We start from the raw sequence: 16,897 nt of genomic DNA, 5'->3' as shown, positions 1-16,897 counted from the left end.
TTTAGATAACCTATTATCACCGGAGAAATACGCATCAAACTTGAAAAAGTTATCAGGGTTTTTAACGGTATAGAAATAACTCAACCATAAATAGCAGACAGAATCGGAGTGATGATGAAAGAAATAATTATGCCCATGATCGTATTGATATCCTCGATGTATATGAGCCAGGATGTTACTGCGCAGCAAAACCTGGAGCAACACTTTATAGGCAGCTGGCAGGGTACAGGTCATTTAATGGGTTCCGAAGCCACCTTTGATATGCGTTGGCAAAAGAAGCTGGGTGGGCAATTCTTAAAGCTTACATTCCAAAATAGCAGAACTCCTGAGAATAGCAGTCCTGTCATTTTTAATGCTATCGCAATGTATCGTCCGGGAGCAAAGGAATGGACCGGTACCTGGTTTGATGTAAGAGGGATAAGTTTTCCGCTGAAAGGTCATGTTGAAGACAAAACGTTAACCGTAGATTGGGGTAGTTCTGATACAGAGCAAGGCCGAACGGTTTACGCTTTACAAAATGATGGGAGTATGATAGTAACCGATTTTATTTTACAACAGGGAAGTTATACCGAGTTTGGGAAAGCGACTTATAGCAAAAACTGATCAGGCATTTGAAAAGTGTTTTGCCTTGAAACCTCCGAAAATGTCGGATATTTACAATTAATACGCCTTTCAGTTGCTTAGAATACGATTTCAATAAATCATTTAAGACGTGTAGGTATTATGAAGCGTATTCTTTTAGTATTTGTTTCTGTTTTTTTTGTGACTCAGGCATTATCTCAAAAAACAACCTCAAGCAATATGATAGAGGGGGAAAGTTTTGAATTCACAACCCAGCATTCCACCCTTCACTACGAAAAATATGGATCCGGTACTCCTTTACTGATTCTTCATGGAAATGGGGGATCCACTAAAAGTATGTATCGCCTACTTCCTGATCTTGTATCAGAATATGAAGTTATTGCAATTGACAGTCCTTGCCACGGGCAAAGTTCCTGCAATGAAAACCTGTTGAGTTATGAATTTATAGCCCAAGAGATAACGGCCTTTGTTAACGAACTGGGATATGATAAGATTAAGATATGGGGACACAGTGATGGCGGTATCGTCGCTTTGATGTTAGGCTATACTATACCAGGGAAAATTGATCGCATGTTAGTATCAGGGGCAAACACACGTCTGGACACCACAGCCTTGTTGCCTGGAATCGTGGAAATGATAAATAGATACGATGAAATCCCAATGCCGGATATGAGGGTACAAGTAAAGCTGATGGCCAATCAAAAACCCATTCCTGATTCAAAAATCAAAGAAATATCTATTCCGGTTACCCTGATGGTTGGAGATCGTGATGCCGTCAGGATTGAACATACACTAGAGATGTTTAATCTGTTGCCCAATGCAAATCTATGTGTTCTGCCGGGTACAAGTCACTTTCTGGAGAATCCCGGATATGTGATCACTCAGCTTCAGCAGTTGAATACGCCATTCAGGTCCCCATCTACACTGGATGTAGTTCAGCAGATATCAGGTCAAATATTTCAAAATTAAATTCGAACAATGTTGAAGTTATTACCTTCGTTTAATATGATGCGAAGGCCCATCTTCCGCGTTATTGCATTTATTTGGTTCAGTTTTAGTTCTAATCAATTATCTTATCCCGCAAAATTTCCATATAAAAATTCGGGTTGTGAGAAAGTGGATCAAATTCTTAGGTATCGTTTCCGTGTTTCTGATATACACGGCAGGTATTTTCTACTGGTTTGAAGCGGAGAAAGAGGTACGTGTATTATGCTCTATATTTGCGGAAGGGAAGTCTGTGGAGATGGTTCGGAAAACTTTGGATACCGGGAATCTCTTAAATTATTCCGATAAAGATAAAGGGATCACGGTAAACAGCATATACACCCTCAATTCTGCTGAGTGTACGATCAGCTTGTCTGAATCAACCGCGGTGATCGAATCAGTTTACAGGCAATCCTTCAGGCTTGAAATTGCAGCGGGGATAGTCGCCGCTGTTACAACCTTTTTGCTGGCAGGCTTTCAGTTACTGCTTTCTTTCGGGCTTCCTTGGGGAGAATTTGCATGGGGCGGATTTCATAAGGAACTTCCCAAATCACTAAGAATGGGGAGTTTTGTCTCTTTTGTGTTGTTAACAGTTGGAGGATTTTCGGTGCTCTCTTCAATAGGTTTTATGGAACTGATTTCCTCACTTGGTAACCGAATCATTATACCTTTACTGACGCTGCTGTTTATGGGTAGTGTAGCGGGCAACTTTAATTCTAAAAGCGAGAAGGAGAAAATGATAATGATTCCGGTAAGTATTATTCTCTTCTGCACCTATATAATTGTATGCATAAATGTGTTCGGATAAAGTCGTTTAATCTCCTTTCTTAAACTATCAGACTTTTGAAATAATTTTTAACTCTGATGGAGTCCACTTTCTGCTACCGGGCTATCTTTATAATGGAATCAGAATCTTTTTCTACTATTTTAGAAATACCCATGGTTATGCTTAGTGGGGCTTGGTTCGCATCAACGGGTCATACTTTTTGTTGGGTTTAATTCTATTATCCACATGTAATGGCTTAAATAAATAGAACACATTAAGCACAATAATATCATTCTCGCACACAGCTTATGGTGTTTTAGTATTCTTATCATTCAAGTGTAACCGGTTAAGTGCTCTGTAGCTGCATCAAAAGCAACTTCAATTGTATTTAAAAACATATAAATCAGCAGGTTAAAAACACCATGAACTGGCTAATTGTTTAGTTCCTGCTGGTTTCCATTTCAATATTGACTTTTCATCAGTTTCCATTAAATTCTATAGAGTTACTTAACCGATAACTTAAAATTAAAATCAGCCTGTTTATGATTGGGGATTTACTGGTAATTAGCAGCCGAGCAAGTCTTTAATAGTGAATAGTTTTCTGTGACCACATGCAGTGCTGAATGAAATGGCAAAATAAATTGAATTAATTTTTTTAGGTATTTGAGTTTGATAAGTAGTCAGCCTGGAATTAGGACTTATCTGGCACAATTGAATTTTGGAGTACGAAAGAAAATGCTTTTAAGGAATATCAAATCTAACAATCACTAAAAGAGGAGAAGTAATGAAGCGGATATATACTATAATATTAACGACGTTTTTGGTAGCGCTTTTTGCGACTACGGGCGCCATAGCACAGTCTAACGGAGACTTCCGTTCGGCCGCCGATGGTGACTGGAGTGCAACAGCTACATGGGAAACATTTGACGGTACGAGCTGGGTTGCCGCTGGAGCAGCTCCGGATGGTTCTGAAAATATTGCCATTCTTGATGGTGATTCAGTGAATGTAGCTACTGGAACGGTAACGATAACAGGACAAGTAACCATTGAAAGCACAACTCCACTTACAGGAGGGGAGTTAACTGCTGACGGAGGTACATTGGTTTTTGCCGATGGAAGTACCTATCAGCATGACCGTGACGGAGGTTCCGTACCGGAAGCGGATTGGCAAACAGGTTCAACAGTACTATTTACGGGAATTTTGGGCAATGGTCCGGATAACCGCGACCAGGCATTTCATAATATAACCTGGGATAACCCTGGTCAGATTTCAAATTTGAGTTTGGGACTGGGTACGGTAACAATTTCTGGTACTGTACGAGTTGTTGACACAGGTTCAAGCCGCTTTCGATTAACCTCAGCTGGAGATGGTGATGGACAAACTATTACTATTGAAGGTGACTTCCTTGTTGAAGGTGGGGCTGTTGAAACCACCGGATCAGGTGATGAAGCTACGTACAATGTTGTTGTTAATGGTGATGTGGTTGTAAGCGGAGGAACTACATTTGCCACTAGTCGCGGTAGTGGAGGACAAGCTACATGGACTCTAAACGGTGACTTTACAGTATTAGGCGATGCAGAGCTCCGAGATTCTCATGATGGAGATATGTCTCGTATTGTTTTCGCTGGTAGTACTGTACAAAATGTATCAATAAGTAGCGATGCTGAGTACAATGGATCTATTAATTATTCTGTTGCCAGTGGCTCAGAGATATCCGTTGTAGCAGACAGTACCTTTCACTATGAAGATGACTTTAACCTGGAAGGTACGTTAACGGTATCTGGTGAAATTATTGCCAGAGACACGCTGACAGTAAATGGCGGTACCATGACCGTTGCTGACGGTGGTACTTATAATCATGCACATGATGCCGGAGAAATTCCAACGGCTACATGGGCTGATGGCTCTACTGTATTATTAACAGGGATAGAAACAAATGACCCGGACAATGGCGATCAGGATTTCTTTAATTATACCTGGGATAATGCAGGTCAGATCGAAAATATTAATATTGGCTGGGATGATTACACCCTCAGAGGTAGCATGTCGGTTCTCAATACAAACGGGAATCAGTTCCGCTTGTCATCAGCCGGCGATGAAGGCGACCCTGCACGCAGTATTACCATTATGGGTGATGTTGTTGTAGATGGTGAAACCTCAGAGTTTACTGCAACCGGTTCAGGAGATATATTCGACTATGATGTAACTGTTATGGGCGATATTTCCATCACAAATGGAGGTTTCCTGTCTGTAAGCCGTGGTAGTGGTGGTAGAGCCGTTTGGACATTATACGGTGACATGACCATTAATGGTGGTGAAATCGGAGATTCTGATATCGACAAGCATGGTCAGACCCGCAGTTTTGTATTTGCAGCTGATACTGCCAGCGACGGAGTTCCGGGACAAACTCTTACTGCTAATAATGTAAGCTATGACTCTGAAGTATACTTCGAAATTACAGACTCTTCTGGTGTAGCTTTAGCCGCAGGCTCCGACTTTGCATATGAAGGTGTATTCACCAACTATGGTGTATTTGATGTAGATGGTGGTGCAACATTAACATTTACTGATGAAAGTACCTACGACCATGCCAGAGATGGTGGTGATTTTCCTACAGCTACCTGGGCCGAAGGCTCAACAGCATTAGTAAGTGGTACGGTAACATCAGCTCCTGGAAATGGTAATCAAGACTTTTATAACCTCGTAATTAATGCTACCGGTAATCTTGAAAACAATGACCTTGGAATGATGGATAACACCATTGGAGGTAATATTGATGTTATAAGCACTGGTACTGCCCGCTTCTATCTTTCTAATCCAAGTTCTTTTGATACACTCAGCATAACTATTATGGGAGATATCAATATGGGTGCGAATGCAGAAGCATTTGCTTCTAACGGAACAGGTAGCGGAGCGACAGAGATTAACATCCATCATCACGGAAACATCACTGTGGATGGAGGTAACTTCTCTATTTCTAGAGGTTCAGGTCCGATCGTAAATTGGTATCTGTATGAAGGTGATTTCACCTTTAATGCGGGTGAAACCCAAAACTCTAATGCCAGAGCTGGTTCTGCATTTATCTTTGCAGGAGAAGAAACCGCTCAGCATTTAGCAGTATCGGATGAAGTTGAAATTTCTCACCTGCCAATCTTAGTTCAGGATGGTGCTTACCTCGATATGGGTACCAGTAACCTTTCTGAAAGTGGTGACAACTTCACACTAGAAGCTGGAGGTACACTTGCCAGTTCTGATTCTGCAGCATTTTCTGCAGCAGATGGCGGAAACCTTGAACTGGGTGGTTCCGGAGATAATCAACTTACACTGAGCAGCGAAGCACATTATGTGATTAATGGCTCCGAAGCACAATGGACCGGATTCTCATTGCCACTTCAGGTCGCTTCTTTAACTATCGATAATGAAGCAGGTGTTACACAGTCACGAGGCGTGACAATTAATGAATACCTGACACTTGCGGCAGGTGTATTTGATAATACCATCGGATTCACATTAGCTGAAGGAGCTACTGTAAATTATGAAGGTGGTAGTTTAATTATACCCGTAGGCGGCCCCTCAATAGGTGCGTTTGCTCTTACATCCCCTGAAAGCGGTTTCGAACTGGATCTTACAGGTGATGCAAGTACAGAAGTGACAATTAGCTGGGAAGAGCCAACTGCTCCTGATTCAGTTACCTATACATGGCATGCTGATTCTGTAGGCGGAGATTTCTCCGACCCATTGGTAAGCATTCCAGCTGATGATGAAGGGTCTGCTACAACACTTACGTTAACCTATCAGGCTATAGACGATGTGATAGCTGGTTTAGGGGTTGCAGAAGGTGAAGAGATAGACCTTATTTGGTCAGTAACAGCTGAAGCAGGTATAACAACACGTTTTGCTGAATCTTCTTTTGATCTTAGCATCACAAGAAATCTGGGTGTTTCAAACGAAGTGGAAGATCAGATTCCAACGGAATTTGCATTGAAGCAAAACTATCCTAATCCGTTCAACCCAACCACAACAATTAGTTACGACATACCTGAAGCATCAGAAGTATCTATAGAGATATTTGATGTTACGGGTCGTAAAGTGACTGAATTGGTGAACGCACGACAATCTCCCGGTACATACGAAATACAATGGAATGCCGCGCAGTTTGCGACTGGTATTTACATTTACAGAATTACAGCCGGAAATTATTCAGCAGTACGCAAGCTTACTTTGATTAAATAAGATAATAAGTAGTTAAAGTAGCGTATTTTAAAATACACCATCCGGAGTGCTTTATATAAAAGCCTCCGGGTGAGTGTATTTTTTTTATAATGAAATTTGATGGGGAAAGCAGTTCTGAATCAAATAGATTCCAGAATAATACTTCAATAAATAGTATTAAAGACAAGAGCACATTCTTATGAAAGATTTAGTAACACTTGAAGAATATATTATCCGCGCTCAAAATAAATTTCCGGGTGCTACCGGGGAGTTATCTCAATTGCTTAGAGATATTGGGCTTGCTGCAAAGATCATTTCAAGGGAAGTGAATAAAGCCGGTATTACAAATATTCTTGGATACGAAGACTCGGAAAATGTTCATGGAGAAAGCCAAAAGAAACTAGACCTATTTGCAAATGAACAGCTCATTTCCGCTCTAAGCCGTTCAAATATTACCTGTATGGTAATTTCTGAAGAAAATGAGGGGGTTGTCCGCCTAAGCGGAGAAGCAGGTAAATACATTGTGTATATGGACCCATTGGATGGTTCATCAAATATAGATGTAAGTGTTTCTATAGGAAGTATCTTTTCCGTTTATATGCGACCCGAAAGCAAGAAAAAGCTGGCGGAAGGAGATGCCCTTCAGTCTGGAGAAAAACAAGTAGCCGCTGGATATGTCCTTTATGGATCGAGTACGGTGCTTGCTTATACAACAGGTTTGGGTGTCCGTATTTTTACTCTTGATCCCAGTATCGGAGAATTCATCCTCAGTCATGAAGACGTAAAGATCCCTGAGTATGGAAATATTTACAGCGCAGATGAAGGGAGCTACAACTTTTGGGATCCGGGCTTAAAGCAATATGTAAAGTACTGCCAAGAAATTGATCCAGACACCGGACGACCGTATAAAGCGCGGTATGTTGGATGTATGGCAGCAGATGTGCACCGCACCTTACTGCAGGGAGGTATTTTTATGTATCCTGATAGTTCAAAATATCCAAATGGAAAGCTTCGCCTAATGTATGAGTGTAATCCTCTGAGCTTTATTATAGAGCAGGCAGGTGGATTGGCAATAGATGGGAGCAGGCGCATTATGGAAATACAGCCTGCTTCATTACATGAGTGTACGCCAATTTATATTGGTTCCAGAAAGAACGTAGAGAAACTTCGGGAATTCTTTGTTGAATTTAATACTGCTAATTCCTCCAGGTAATATCAGAATCCAAATAAATTTGGTAACCACAAGCTGATTTGTGGGAAATATGTAATAACCATCAGGGCTACAATCATTGCTATAAATAACGGCAGCAATGGTTTTATGACCTTGACGATGGTTGTCTTGGCAACTCCTACTCCTACAAATAAAATAGTTCCTACCGGTGGGGTACACAAGCCAATAGATAAGTTCAGAATCATGATAATTCCAAAGTGAACCGGTTCAATACCCAGTTCTACTACAATAGGAAGGAATATAGGGGTGAAAATGAGTACTGCCGGTGTCATGTCCATAAAAGTTCCTACAAACAACAGAATAACATTGATCATCAAAAGAATGACGACTTTGTTATCACTTAGCGATAGTAGTGCTTCTGTTACATTTTGAGGAATTTCCTCGAACGACATTACCCACGACATAGCAATGGAAGCTGCGATAAGTAACATCACGATGGATGTTGTTTTAACAGATTCCAGGAAAACCTGTGGTAATTCTTTAATCGTCAGTTCCCTATACATAAATCCTAAAATAAGGGTATAAACCACAGCAATTGCTGAAGCTTCTGTAGCTGTAAAGATACCGGCTATGATTCCCCCAATTACAATCACAAGGAGTAACAAAGCAGGGAAGGCTCTTACAAAGCTTTTAGCTACTTCAGCCAATTTAGTGCGTTCACCAACTGGGAAGTTTTTCTTTTTAGCCCAAAATGCTGCAACGATCATAAGAGCTAAACCGGTAAGTATACCTGGCAAATATCCAGCCAGGAAGAGGGCTGCAATGGAAACCCCACCACTGGCAAGTGAATAAATAATTAAAATGTTTGAGGGAGGAATGAGTAGTCCCGTTGTAGAAGAAGTAATATTAACGGCAGCCGAAAACTCCCGGGAATAGCCTTCTTTTTCCATCCTTGGCCCCAGAATGGAACCGATAGCAGAGGCAGCTGCAACAGCAGACCCAGCAATTGCTCCGAATAACATGGCTGCTACTATATTAACATGGGCCAGCCCCCCGGGGAGGGAGCCCATCAAATCTTTGGCAAGCTTAATAAGCCGTTGGGCAAGCCCGCCTTTGTTAATCAATTGCCCTGCCAATATGAAAAAAGGAATAGCAAGGAGGGTAAAACTATCAAGGCCGGTACCCATTCTTTGTGCCAGAGTGGTAAATGCCGGAATGCTATCTATACTTACCAGCAGAGTAAAAAGCCCGGACAAACCAATACTCCAAGCGATAGGTACGCCTATTCCTAATAAAACGATAAAACTTAAAACCAGGATCAATACTTCAGTTAAAACCATGAGATACCTTATTTAAGATGGATTATTTTGAGAGGAGAGGTCGGGCTTTTCAGGGCTCATAAGGATGATGTCTCTGATTTTATAATACACAATGAGTATCCCGCTGATGGGAAGTATTGTATAAACATAAGCCAATGGTAACTGCATGGCAGCAGAAACCTGACCAAGTGTATAAGTGATGTATACTAACCTGGAACCACCTACAACTAGCACAGTAAAAGAAAACAGGATGATGAGAACATTAATAAATACCGAAAGGCGGTATTTTGATTTACCCTCAAGGCTGGCTGGAAACAGATCGATGGCTAGGTGAAGCCGTTTACCGGATGCATAAGCTGCTCCAAGTGTTCCGATCCAAATGAGCAGGTAGCGGGCTAGCTCATCGGTGAACGAACTTGGAGATGAAAAAACGTATCGTGTTAGTACCTGCCAGCAAACACTAAAAAGCATCAGTGCCATAAGAGAGGCCAGGAAATATTCGAGATATCGGTCAAAAGTTTTCATAGATCAATCGGTCTGATGTTCGTCCAGGATTCGCTGGATCAGTTGATAAAATTCGGGGTCTGATTCACGGTATTGTTCGTAAATGGGCTTGGTCATGTCAATAAAGGGTTGCTTGTCAGGATAGGTTATTTCAACACCGGCTTCCTGAGCTACTTCAAGTGCTTCCTTCTCAGCTTCTGCCCAAATTTGTCTCTGGTAGGTCGCGGATGAATCAGCGGCTTCCTGTATCCAGGCTTGCTCTTGTTCTGTCAGGTTCTCCCATTGCAGGGTGCTGATAATTAACAAATCGGGAAGCATAGTGTGTTCATCAAGGCTATAATATTTAGCCACTTCATAATGCCTTGATGTCAGGAAAGAAGGAGGATTATTCTCGGCTCCATCCACAACACCTTGCTGCAGCGCAGTATATAATTCGCCCCACGAAATTGGAGTTGGAGAGCCTCCAAGCTCATTTACCATGCTTACTGCCATTTGGCTTTCCATAACCCTGATTTTGAGTCCCTGCAAATCTTCCGGAGTTTCGATAGGGCGGTCTTTTGTGTAAAAACTACGTTGCCCGGCATCATAGTAAGTGAGCCCTCTAAGCCAGTATTCTTCACCAGCCAACAGCAACTCTTTACCAATTTCCCCATTCAGTACATCCAGAATGTGTTGCTCGTCTTTGAAAAGGTAGGGAAGGCTGTACACTCTAAGTTCAGGTACAAAGTTTTCCAGTGCCGCTGAGGATACTTTCGTCATACCAATACTTCCAATCTGAAGTAATTCCAGAGCTTCCCTTTCAGATCCAAGTTGCTGACTGGGAAAAATGGTGATCTTAAGCTTTCCCTCAGATTTTTCGTCTACCAATTCAGCCATGCGGACCATTCCCTGGTGAACGGGGTGGGAAGTACTTAAGGCATGAGCCAGGCGAATGGTTTTCTGCTCCTTGGTAACTTCACCGCATCCGGTAATATTAAATATCAGAAAGCACGAAATCAGGAATATCGGAAGAGACAGCTTATGCATTACGAATAGAGTTAATAAGTTCGAGTGTATTTCTTACATGTTTTTCGAGTCCGGTAAAGTCTTTGGTAGACAGGAACTCTTTAGTTACTAACTGAGAGCCCATTCCTACACAGGTAACACCGGCATTAAACCAGCCCTCAAGGTTTTCTTTTTCTGCTGTAACACCACCAGTTGGCATGATACTGGTCCATGGACAGGGAGCAGTAATGGCTTTCACAAACCCGGGGCCTAACTGACTTCCGGGGAAAAGTTTGACAATTTCTGCTCCGAGTTCTTCTGCCCGGGCAATTTCAGAGAGGGAACCACAACCGGGCGACCATAACACTTTTCGGCGATTACAAACAATGCCAATGTCTTCCCGAAGTACAGGGGTAACTACAAAATTTGCACCCAGCTGCATGTATAAAGAAGCCGTTCCGGCATCCGTTACAGAACCAACACCAAGAATCATTTCAGGTAATTCCTTTTCCGCAAATTTATTGAGTTCACCAAAAACCTCATGAGCAAAATCACCGCGATTGGTGAATTCGAGGATTCGTGCTCCTCCTTTGTAGCAAGCAGTGAGTACTTCCTTACAAGTATCCAGATTTTTATGATAAAATAAGGGGACGAGCCCCGTTTCTTCCATCACAGTTGCGACCTTTATGCGTGAAAATCTTGCCATGAAATTAGTACGTGTTTGAAATTATATATTCTGTGAAATCGATTGCATTAAGTAAATCATGTATGGCTTTAAATTCAAATAAAACCGCTTCCATGTAGGGTTAATTTTTATTTTCCATACTGAACCGAAGCCCCTGTTCCAGTCCTCTGAGTTCACTTAATCCTTTTAGTCTTCCAATACAGGAATAACCGGGGTTTGTGACCTTGTCAATGTCGTCTAACATTTTGTGTCCGTGATCTGGTCGAACTGGGATAATCCGGTTTTCATCCAGCTTGGAAGATTCGAGAACGGCCTTCATAACTCCAGCTATATCAGAATCTCCGGCCAGGTGATTAGCTTCATAGAAACTACCATCACCTTCTCTTTGTACGCTTCTAAGGTGTAAAAAGTGAATGCGATCGGCAAATTTTGCTGCCATCTCGGGCAAATGATTGTCACTACGAACTCCATAAGAACCGGTGCAAAAAGTGATTCCGTTGTTAGGCGAATCCACATCGCCCAAAAGTCGTTTAATGTCCTGCTCCGTACTCACCACACGAGGTAACCCGAGAATAGGAAAAGGAGGGTCATCAGGATGGATGCACATCATTACATTATGTTCTTCAGCAACGGGAATTACCTCCTCCAAAAAAGACCGGAGGTTGGCTTCCAGTTCTTTGGCATCAATACTCTTGTATTCATTCAGCATCTTTTTGAATGCTTCTAAAGAGTAGCCTTCATGGCCGCCGGGAAGACCGGCAATAATAGTATCTGTTAACTGATCACGGGATTTCCGGTTCATGGAGTTGTGATACAATTCTGCTTTCTGAATTTCGGAATCCTTGTAATCACTTTCGGCACCATGGCGGCGTAGAATAAAAAGGTCAAAAGCAGCAAAGGCGGTTTTCTCAAATCGTAAAGCATATGCGCCATTACCAACCGGATAGTTCAGGTTGGTTCGGGTCCAATCCAGGATGGGCATGAAATTATAGCAAACGGTTCTAACTTCACATAAAGAAAGGTTCCGAAGCGTTTGCTGGTAATTCTCAATGTAGCGAACGCACTGTCCACTTTTCTTTTTGATATCTTCATGAACCGGCACACTTTCCACTACCGACCATCTCAGGCCAGCCGCTTCAATTTCCCGCTTCCGTTTCTGGATTTCATCAACCGACCAAACTTCTCCAGCAGGAATGTGATGTAAAGCAGTTACGATTCCCGTTGCTTCTGTCTGCCGGATGTCTTTCAGGGTAACAGGGTCGTCGGGGCCATACCAGCGCCATGTGTATTCTAACTTCATAGCCAGCTATCTTGATACACGGCCGGAAGCATCTCCGCCCATTAATTTTTCTACTTCATCAACGGTTGCTAAATTAGCGTCACCGTAAATGGTGTGCTTGAGGCAGGAAGCTGCCACGGCAAAATCAAGTGCTTTTTGATCGTCATCTTCATAGGTAAGTAATCCATAAATCAGTCCACCCATGAAGGAATCGCCGCCGCCAACACGATCTACAATATCCGTGATTTGATACGTTCTGGTTTCCAGGAATTCATCTCCGTTATATAGCACGCCAGACCAGGAGTTATGCGAAGCACTAATAGAACCCCGCAAAGTTGTGATGATTTTCTTCGCTCTTGGGAAGCGCTCTTTCAATTTCTTACATACAGACAGATAAGCCTGGCTGTCCATAGATTCACCTTTGGTGATATCTACGTCTTCAGGCTCAATGCCAAAGTGTTTTTCAGCATCTTCTTCATTACCAAGGATCACATCACAGCCTTCTACCAATGCTGGCATAATCTCACCGGGCTCCTTGCCATATTTCCAAAGCTTAGCACGATAATTTAGGTCGGTAGATACAGTAACACCTAATTCGTTGGCCGCTTTGATGGCTTCCAGGGTTACATCAGCTGCTCCCTGAGAAAGGGCAGGGGTAATACCCGTCCAATGAAACCAGTCAGCTCCATCAAACACTTTTTCCCAGTCAATATCACCCTTTTTAATCGTGGAAATAGCAGAGTGTGCACGGTCGTAAACTACTTTACTGCCACGGCTTACAGCGCCTGTTTCCAGAAAATAAATTCCTAAACGCTCTCCGCCGCGGATAATATGGTTAGTGCCCACATTACGTTTTCTCATCTCCATGAGGGCGCATTCACCGATATCATTATTCGGAAGGCGGGTAACAAACTCAACCGGTATGCCATAGTTAGCCAAAGATACGGCTACATTTGATTCGCCTCCTCCATATATAACATCAAATGAGTTTGCCTGTGAAAATCTCAGAAATCCGGGAGGGGAGAGTCGAAGCATGATTTCCCCAAAGGTGACTACTTTCTTCATAACAACGGTTAGGTTAATTTGATTATTTGTTTAGCTCACCAGCTTTGATGAGTTTATTAAGTATGTTGTGCAATCGATTGTACAATTAATGAATTGCTACAGTATTTTTCAATAGAAAAATCCTTAAATCAGGATTTTTTTGGTTTTATTTGTCCATTTTTCAGTGATGATTTCCTGATGATCAATTCGGGATTTAAAACAGTCTTTGATGGCGGGTGATCAGAATCCTTGTCTTTCACCTGGTCCAGGAAAAGGTTTGCCGTAAACTGCCCCATTTTTTTGCTGTGTTGATCAACGGTTGAAAGAGCAGGATCTACCAGAGAGGTAAAAGATTCGTTACTGAATCCAACCACGGCAATATCATCAGGTACTATAATTTCTTTATTCTTGAATATCTCCATAGCTCCCATTGCAGCATAGTCACTGGCTGAGAATACGGCATCTGGCAAATCAGGCCAATTCGAAATTTCTTCACCAAGCATTTTACCTGATTCCAGCTTTAAGTCACTGGATAATACAAGCGATTCATCAATAGATATGCCGTGCTTTTTTAGTGCTTGTTCATACCCCCGTTTTCTGTCACGATATATGCTGACGTTTTGGGGCCCGGAAAAGTGAACAATGCGCTTGCAACCTTGTTCAATCAGGTGTTCGGTTGCCTTGAAAGCTCCCAAATAATCATCAATAACAACGGTGTCTACTTCAAATGCATCCTGCATCCGGTCAAATAGGATAAGGGGGATGCCTCGCTTTATGACTTCTTCATAATGGGAAAAATCGGTGGTTTCTTTTGCATAAGAAGCAAAAATAGCATCTACCTGGGCTTCCAGTAATGCCTTGATATTGGATTTCTCCTTCTCCAGCGAATCATTAGACTGGCAGATAATTACATTATAGCTGGTGTCGTTAAGCACATCTTCGACTCCACGTACAACGGAAGCAAAGAAGTTTCGGTCAACAGTTGGGATAATAACTCCAACCAAATTACTGGTCCCTCTTCGAAGAGCAGCCGCAATGCTGTTTGGCTGATAGTTCATTTTCTTTGCCATTGCGATCACAGATTCTTTGGTAGAATCGCTGATACGCGGATGATCTTTTAAAGCCCTGGAAACCGTTGAAGCGGTAATATCCAGCTCACGCGCAATATCATGGATGGTTGTTCTTTTTTTTGCCATCAGTGCTCAATAAGGGTCGGGTAGTTCAATGAAAGCATATCAGTAAAATAGTTTGAAATCAATTGCGGTCTATTTAATGATAACCGGAGCAGATTCTTTTTGTATTTCTTCAGAAATAAAAGCATCAAAATATTCCGGACTAGCAAATTGCGTATCGCTTAGTTCCCATCCTGCAAGTACATGATAGGTCAGGCTTTTATCCTGTCTTAGCTCAAATAGATTCAAAAAACTCGTAGTTACACCTGGTCCCGAATCCGGGGCTTTTTGGTAACTCAGGTAAGATTCTGATGGAAAAATAATCCCCATACCAAGATACCAACCGTCGTCATAAGTCTGTTTGTCGTGAGTATAGAATGCAGAATAATCGGTGCCTGTCTCATTAAATAAAATAGGAGGGTTATCATTGTGGATGTTAACAACTCCAACAATCAAGGTATCTGACGCATTAGGGCTTTTAAGAGTGATATCATTCGTATAACCATAGCGGCCAGCCCAAATGGTTACGGTGTTTTCAAGACTATAATTTCCGTTTCCGGTGTTCCATCCTTCATAATTGAGCTTGAAAATGGAACGAACAGGGCCTTCTGTAATCAATTCATAGGATGTCTTGGCAACATTGTTTTGCTCTGCATCCATGCGAACTCCAAGCCTGACAGGCTGGTTATTTTCCAGCATGGCAATACCACCAAGTCCCAGGGAATTCCCCACAGCAAGAATATCTCGCCCCCAAGGCAACATTACATGATAATTGTCTTCCAGTGAGCCATCTTCAGCTATACCCACTGTATCGAGTGCCATAGAGGCCATTGTTTTACCAAAAAGGTCCCGGCCATTTCTTCCATCAATATATTGCCGGAAGCCTACCTTGTCGTTTTCCCATGCAGGCCCGTCCATTTGGTACCGTGTGAACAAGGGAACCGGAAGTTCATTGCCGGGGATCTCTAAAGTCTCCACAGCTCTAACTCCGTCCTCATCTAAAACACCGAAGCGTACATTTGTACGTGCAGTAAACTCGGGATAATCTTCAGGGGATATGAACTCAATAGAAACATTTTGAGTATCTCCAGCAGCAATAGATAATGTAAAGGCTAGCTCATCCCACGAGCCGTCACCGTCTATATCATCGATTTGAGCAGGAATTGGTTCTCCATCTTTTACAGGCAGGGGAAGCTTTCCTTCCATAATCTGAATACCACCGGCTTTTTCGGTAATATCCTCCCGTGAAAACACAATCGGCTCGTCCGACCGGTCAATATTTGAACTATTGATTACAGTAAAGTCTTCCTGAGATGCTGAGCAACCCGAAAGAAGCAGAAGAGATGTGGAAATTATAATTCCTTGAATGATAAAGACTGAAGTACGCATGGCTATAAGATTATTCGTTGGCTGGTTTACCGATGGTGGCTAAAATTCCGCCATCAACATAGATGATTTGTCCATTTACAAAGTCACTGCCTTTTGAGGATAGAAAAACGGCTGCGCCAGCCAGATCTTCAGGATCACCCCATCGGCCAGCTGGTGTTCGTTGTATGATGAAATCATTAAAGGGATGGCCGTCCTTGCGAATGGGCTCGGTCTGTGATGTTGCAAAATATCCGGGGCCTATTCCGTTTGCCTGAATGTTATGTTTTGCCCACTCTGTAGCCATGTTCTGCGTCAGCATTTTGAGCCCGCCTTTGGCAGCTGCATAAGCTCCGACGGTATCACGCCCAAGTTCAGTCATCATAGAACAAATATTGATAATCTTGCCTTCACCACGTGGAATCATGTGTTTAACAACCTGTTTGGCCATAATAAAAGGGCCCACAAGATCTACATCGATAACCCGGCGGTAGTCTTCCACTTCCATATCTTTTAGGGGGACTCTTTTAATGATCCCTGCGTTGTTCACAAGTATATCGATAGGGCCAATTTCCTTCTCGATCTTGTCGACATGTTCTTTGGCTTTATCTTCATCGGTTACATCAAAAATAAAGCCATGAACGGTATATCCTTGCGAGCGGTATTCTTCCAGTGCACGCTCCATTTTCTCCGGGGTAGTCCCGTTGATAATTAATTCCGCTCCGGCATCACCAAGTCCTTTAGCCATGGCCATACCCAGACCGTGGGTAGCACCGGTTACAAAAGCTCGCTTTCCTGTTAAATCAAATAGAGAACTCATAAGTGTAAA

General features: G+C 42.4%; 14 protein-coding genes. 5 read left to right on the top strand and 9 right to left on the bottom strand.

The genetic code is table 11. The features are described 5' to 3' along the window. Positions 1-114 precede the first annotated feature (114 nt). The 5 genes from RIB15_RS15100 (at position 115) to fbp (ending at position 7,758) form a co-directional block, all read left to right on the top strand. Positions 115-603, top strand: a complete 489-nt coding sequence (locus tag RIB15_RS15100; protein WP_350203006.1) for a hypothetical protein — start codon at positions 115-117, stop codon at positions 601-603. Positions 604-723: 120 nt separating this feature from the next. After that, entirely contained in the window at positions 724-1,551 is an 828-nt protein-coding gene (locus RIB15_RS15095) for an alpha/beta fold hydrolase (RefSeq protein ID WP_350203005.1), read from the top strand. A 139-nt stretch (positions 1,552-1,690) separates the two neighbouring features. Continuing rightward, a complete protein-coding gene (locus RIB15_RS15090; RefSeq protein WP_350203004.1) occupies positions 1,691-2,374 on the top strand; it encodes a hypothetical protein in 684 nt (227 codons plus the stop codon). A 742-nt stretch (positions 2,375-3,116) separates the two neighbouring features. Further along, a complete protein-coding gene (locus RIB15_RS15085) occupies positions 3,117-6,566 on the top strand; it encodes a T9SS type A sorting domain-containing protein (protein WP_350203003.1) in 3,450 nt (1,149 codons plus the stop codon). Between the two features lie 178 nt (positions 6,567-6,744). Beyond that, positions 6,745-7,758 (top strand): class 1 fructose-bisphosphatase, encoded by a 1,014-nt coding sequence (gene fbp / locus RIB15_RS15080; RefSeq protein ID WP_350203002.1) that lies wholly within the window; start codon positions 6,745-6,747, stop codon positions 7,756-7,758. A gap of 2 nt (positions 7,759-7,760) precedes the next feature. Here the strand turns inward: fbp and RIB15_RS15075 are convergent, their stop codons facing one another. The 9 genes from RIB15_RS15075 to RIB15_RS15035 all read right to left on the bottom strand — a co-directional run bounded on the left by RIB15_RS15075 (position 7,761) and on the right by RIB15_RS15035 (position 16,888). Beyond that, positions 7,761-9,056, bottom strand: a complete 1,296-nt coding sequence (locus tag RIB15_RS15075) for a TRAP transporter large permease (RefSeq protein WP_350203001.1) — start codon at positions 9,054-9,056, stop codon at positions 7,761-7,763. A 12-nt stretch (positions 9,057-9,068) separates the two neighbouring features. Beyond that, positions 9,069-9,560 (bottom strand): TRAP transporter small permease, encoded by a 492-nt coding sequence (locus RIB15_RS15070; RefSeq protein ID WP_350203000.1) that lies wholly within the window; start codon positions 9,558-9,560, stop codon positions 9,069-9,071. 3 nt (positions 9,561-9,563) lie between these two features. Continuing rightward, positions 9,564-10,565, bottom strand: a complete 1,002-nt coding sequence (locus tag RIB15_RS15065) for a TRAP transporter substrate-binding protein (protein WP_350202999.1) — start codon at positions 10,563-10,565, stop codon at positions 9,564-9,566. Beyond that, a complete protein-coding gene (locus RIB15_RS15060) occupies positions 10,558-11,229 on the bottom strand; it encodes a bifunctional 4-hydroxy-2-oxoglutarate aldolase/2-dehydro-3-deoxy-phosphogluconate aldolase (protein ID WP_350202998.1) in 672 nt (223 codons plus the stop codon). Before RIB15_RS15060 ends, RIB15_RS15065 begins: the two co-directional genes overlap by 8 nt. Positions 11,230-11,329: 100 nt before the next feature. After that, positions 11,330-12,508: a mannonate dehydratase gene (gene uxuA / locus RIB15_RS15055; protein ID WP_350202997.1), complete on the bottom strand. Its 1,179-nt coding sequence runs from the start codon at positions 12,506-12,508 to the stop codon at positions 11,330-11,332. 6 nt (positions 12,509-12,514) lie between these two features. Continuing rightward, a complete protein-coding gene (locus tag RIB15_RS15050; protein WP_350202996.1) occupies positions 12,515-13,552 on the bottom strand; it encodes a PfkB family carbohydrate kinase in 1,038 nt (345 codons plus the stop codon). A 128-nt stretch (positions 13,553-13,680) separates the two neighbouring features. After that, a complete protein-coding gene (locus RIB15_RS15045; protein ID WP_350202995.1) occupies positions 13,681-14,727 on the bottom strand; it encodes a LacI family DNA-binding transcriptional regulator in 1,047 nt (348 codons plus the stop codon). A 69-nt stretch (positions 14,728-14,796) separates the two neighbouring features. Next, positions 14,797-16,092: a DUF4861 domain-containing protein gene (locus RIB15_RS15040; protein ID WP_350202994.1), complete on the bottom strand. Its 1,296-nt coding sequence runs from the start codon at positions 16,090-16,092 to the stop codon at positions 14,797-14,799. A 10-nt stretch (positions 16,093-16,102) separates the two neighbouring features. Continuing rightward, on the bottom strand, positions 16,103-16,888 hold the full coding sequence (locus tag RIB15_RS15035) for a gluconate 5-dehydrogenase (RefSeq protein ID WP_350202993.1): 786 nt from the start codon (positions 16,886-16,888) through the stop codon (positions 16,103-16,105). Positions 16,889-16,897: the final 9 nt, after the last annotated feature.

Source organism: Gracilimonas sp., from assembly GCF_040218225.1.
Classification (GTDB): domain Bacteria; phylum Bacteroidota; class Rhodothermia; order Balneolales; family Balneolaceae; genus Gracilimonas.
This window is presented reverse-complemented; position numbering and strand designations above follow the sequence as displayed.

Coding starts and splice junctions, on each gene's coding strand:
- RIB15_RS15075 (WP_350203001.1), bottom strand. CDS start 9,056: ATGGTTTTAACTGAAGTATTGATCCTGGTTTTAAGTTTTATCGTTTTA.
- RIB15_RS15065 (WP_350202999.1), bottom strand. CDS start 10,565: ATGCATAAGCTGTCTCTTCCGATATTCCTGATTTCGTGCTTTCTGATA.
- fbp (WP_350203002.1), top strand. CDS start 6,745: ATGAAAGATTTAGTAACACTTGAAGAATATATTATCCGCGCTCAAAAT.
- RIB15_RS15085 (WP_350203003.1), top strand. CDS start 3,117: ATGAAGCGGATATATACTATAATATTAACGACGTTTTTGGTAGCGCTT.
- RIB15_RS15095 (WP_350203005.1), top strand. CDS start 724: ATGAAGCGTATTCTTTTAGTATTTGTTTCTGTTTTTTTTGTGACTCAG.
- RIB15_RS15100 (WP_350203006.1), top strand. CDS start 115: ATGAAAGAAATAATTATGCCCATGATCGTATTGATATCCTCGATGTAT.
- RIB15_RS15070 (WP_350203000.1), bottom strand. CDS start 9,560: ATGAAAACTTTTGACCGATATCTCGAATATTTCCTGGCCTCTCTTATG.
- uxuA (WP_350202997.1), bottom strand. CDS start 12,508: ATGAAGTTAGAATACACATGGCGCTGGTATGGCCCCGACGACCCTGTT.
- RIB15_RS15035 (WP_350202993.1), bottom strand. CDS start 16,888: ATGAGTTCTCTATTTGATTTAACAGGAAAGCGAGCTTTTGTAACCGGT.
- RIB15_RS15050 (WP_350202996.1), bottom strand. CDS start 13,552: ATGAAGAAAGTAGTCACCTTTGGGGAAATCATGCTTCGACTCTCCCCT.
- RIB15_RS15045 (WP_350202995.1), bottom strand. CDS start 14,727: ATGGCAAAAAAAAGAACAACCATCCATGATATTGCGCGTGAGCTGGAT.
- RIB15_RS15040 (WP_350202994.1), bottom strand. CDS start 16,092: ATGCGTACTTCAGTCTTTATCATTCAAGGAATTATAATTTCCACATCT.
- RIB15_RS15060 (WP_350202998.1), bottom strand. CDS start 11,229: ATGGCAAGATTTTCACGCATAAAGGTCGCAACTGTGATGGAAGAAACG.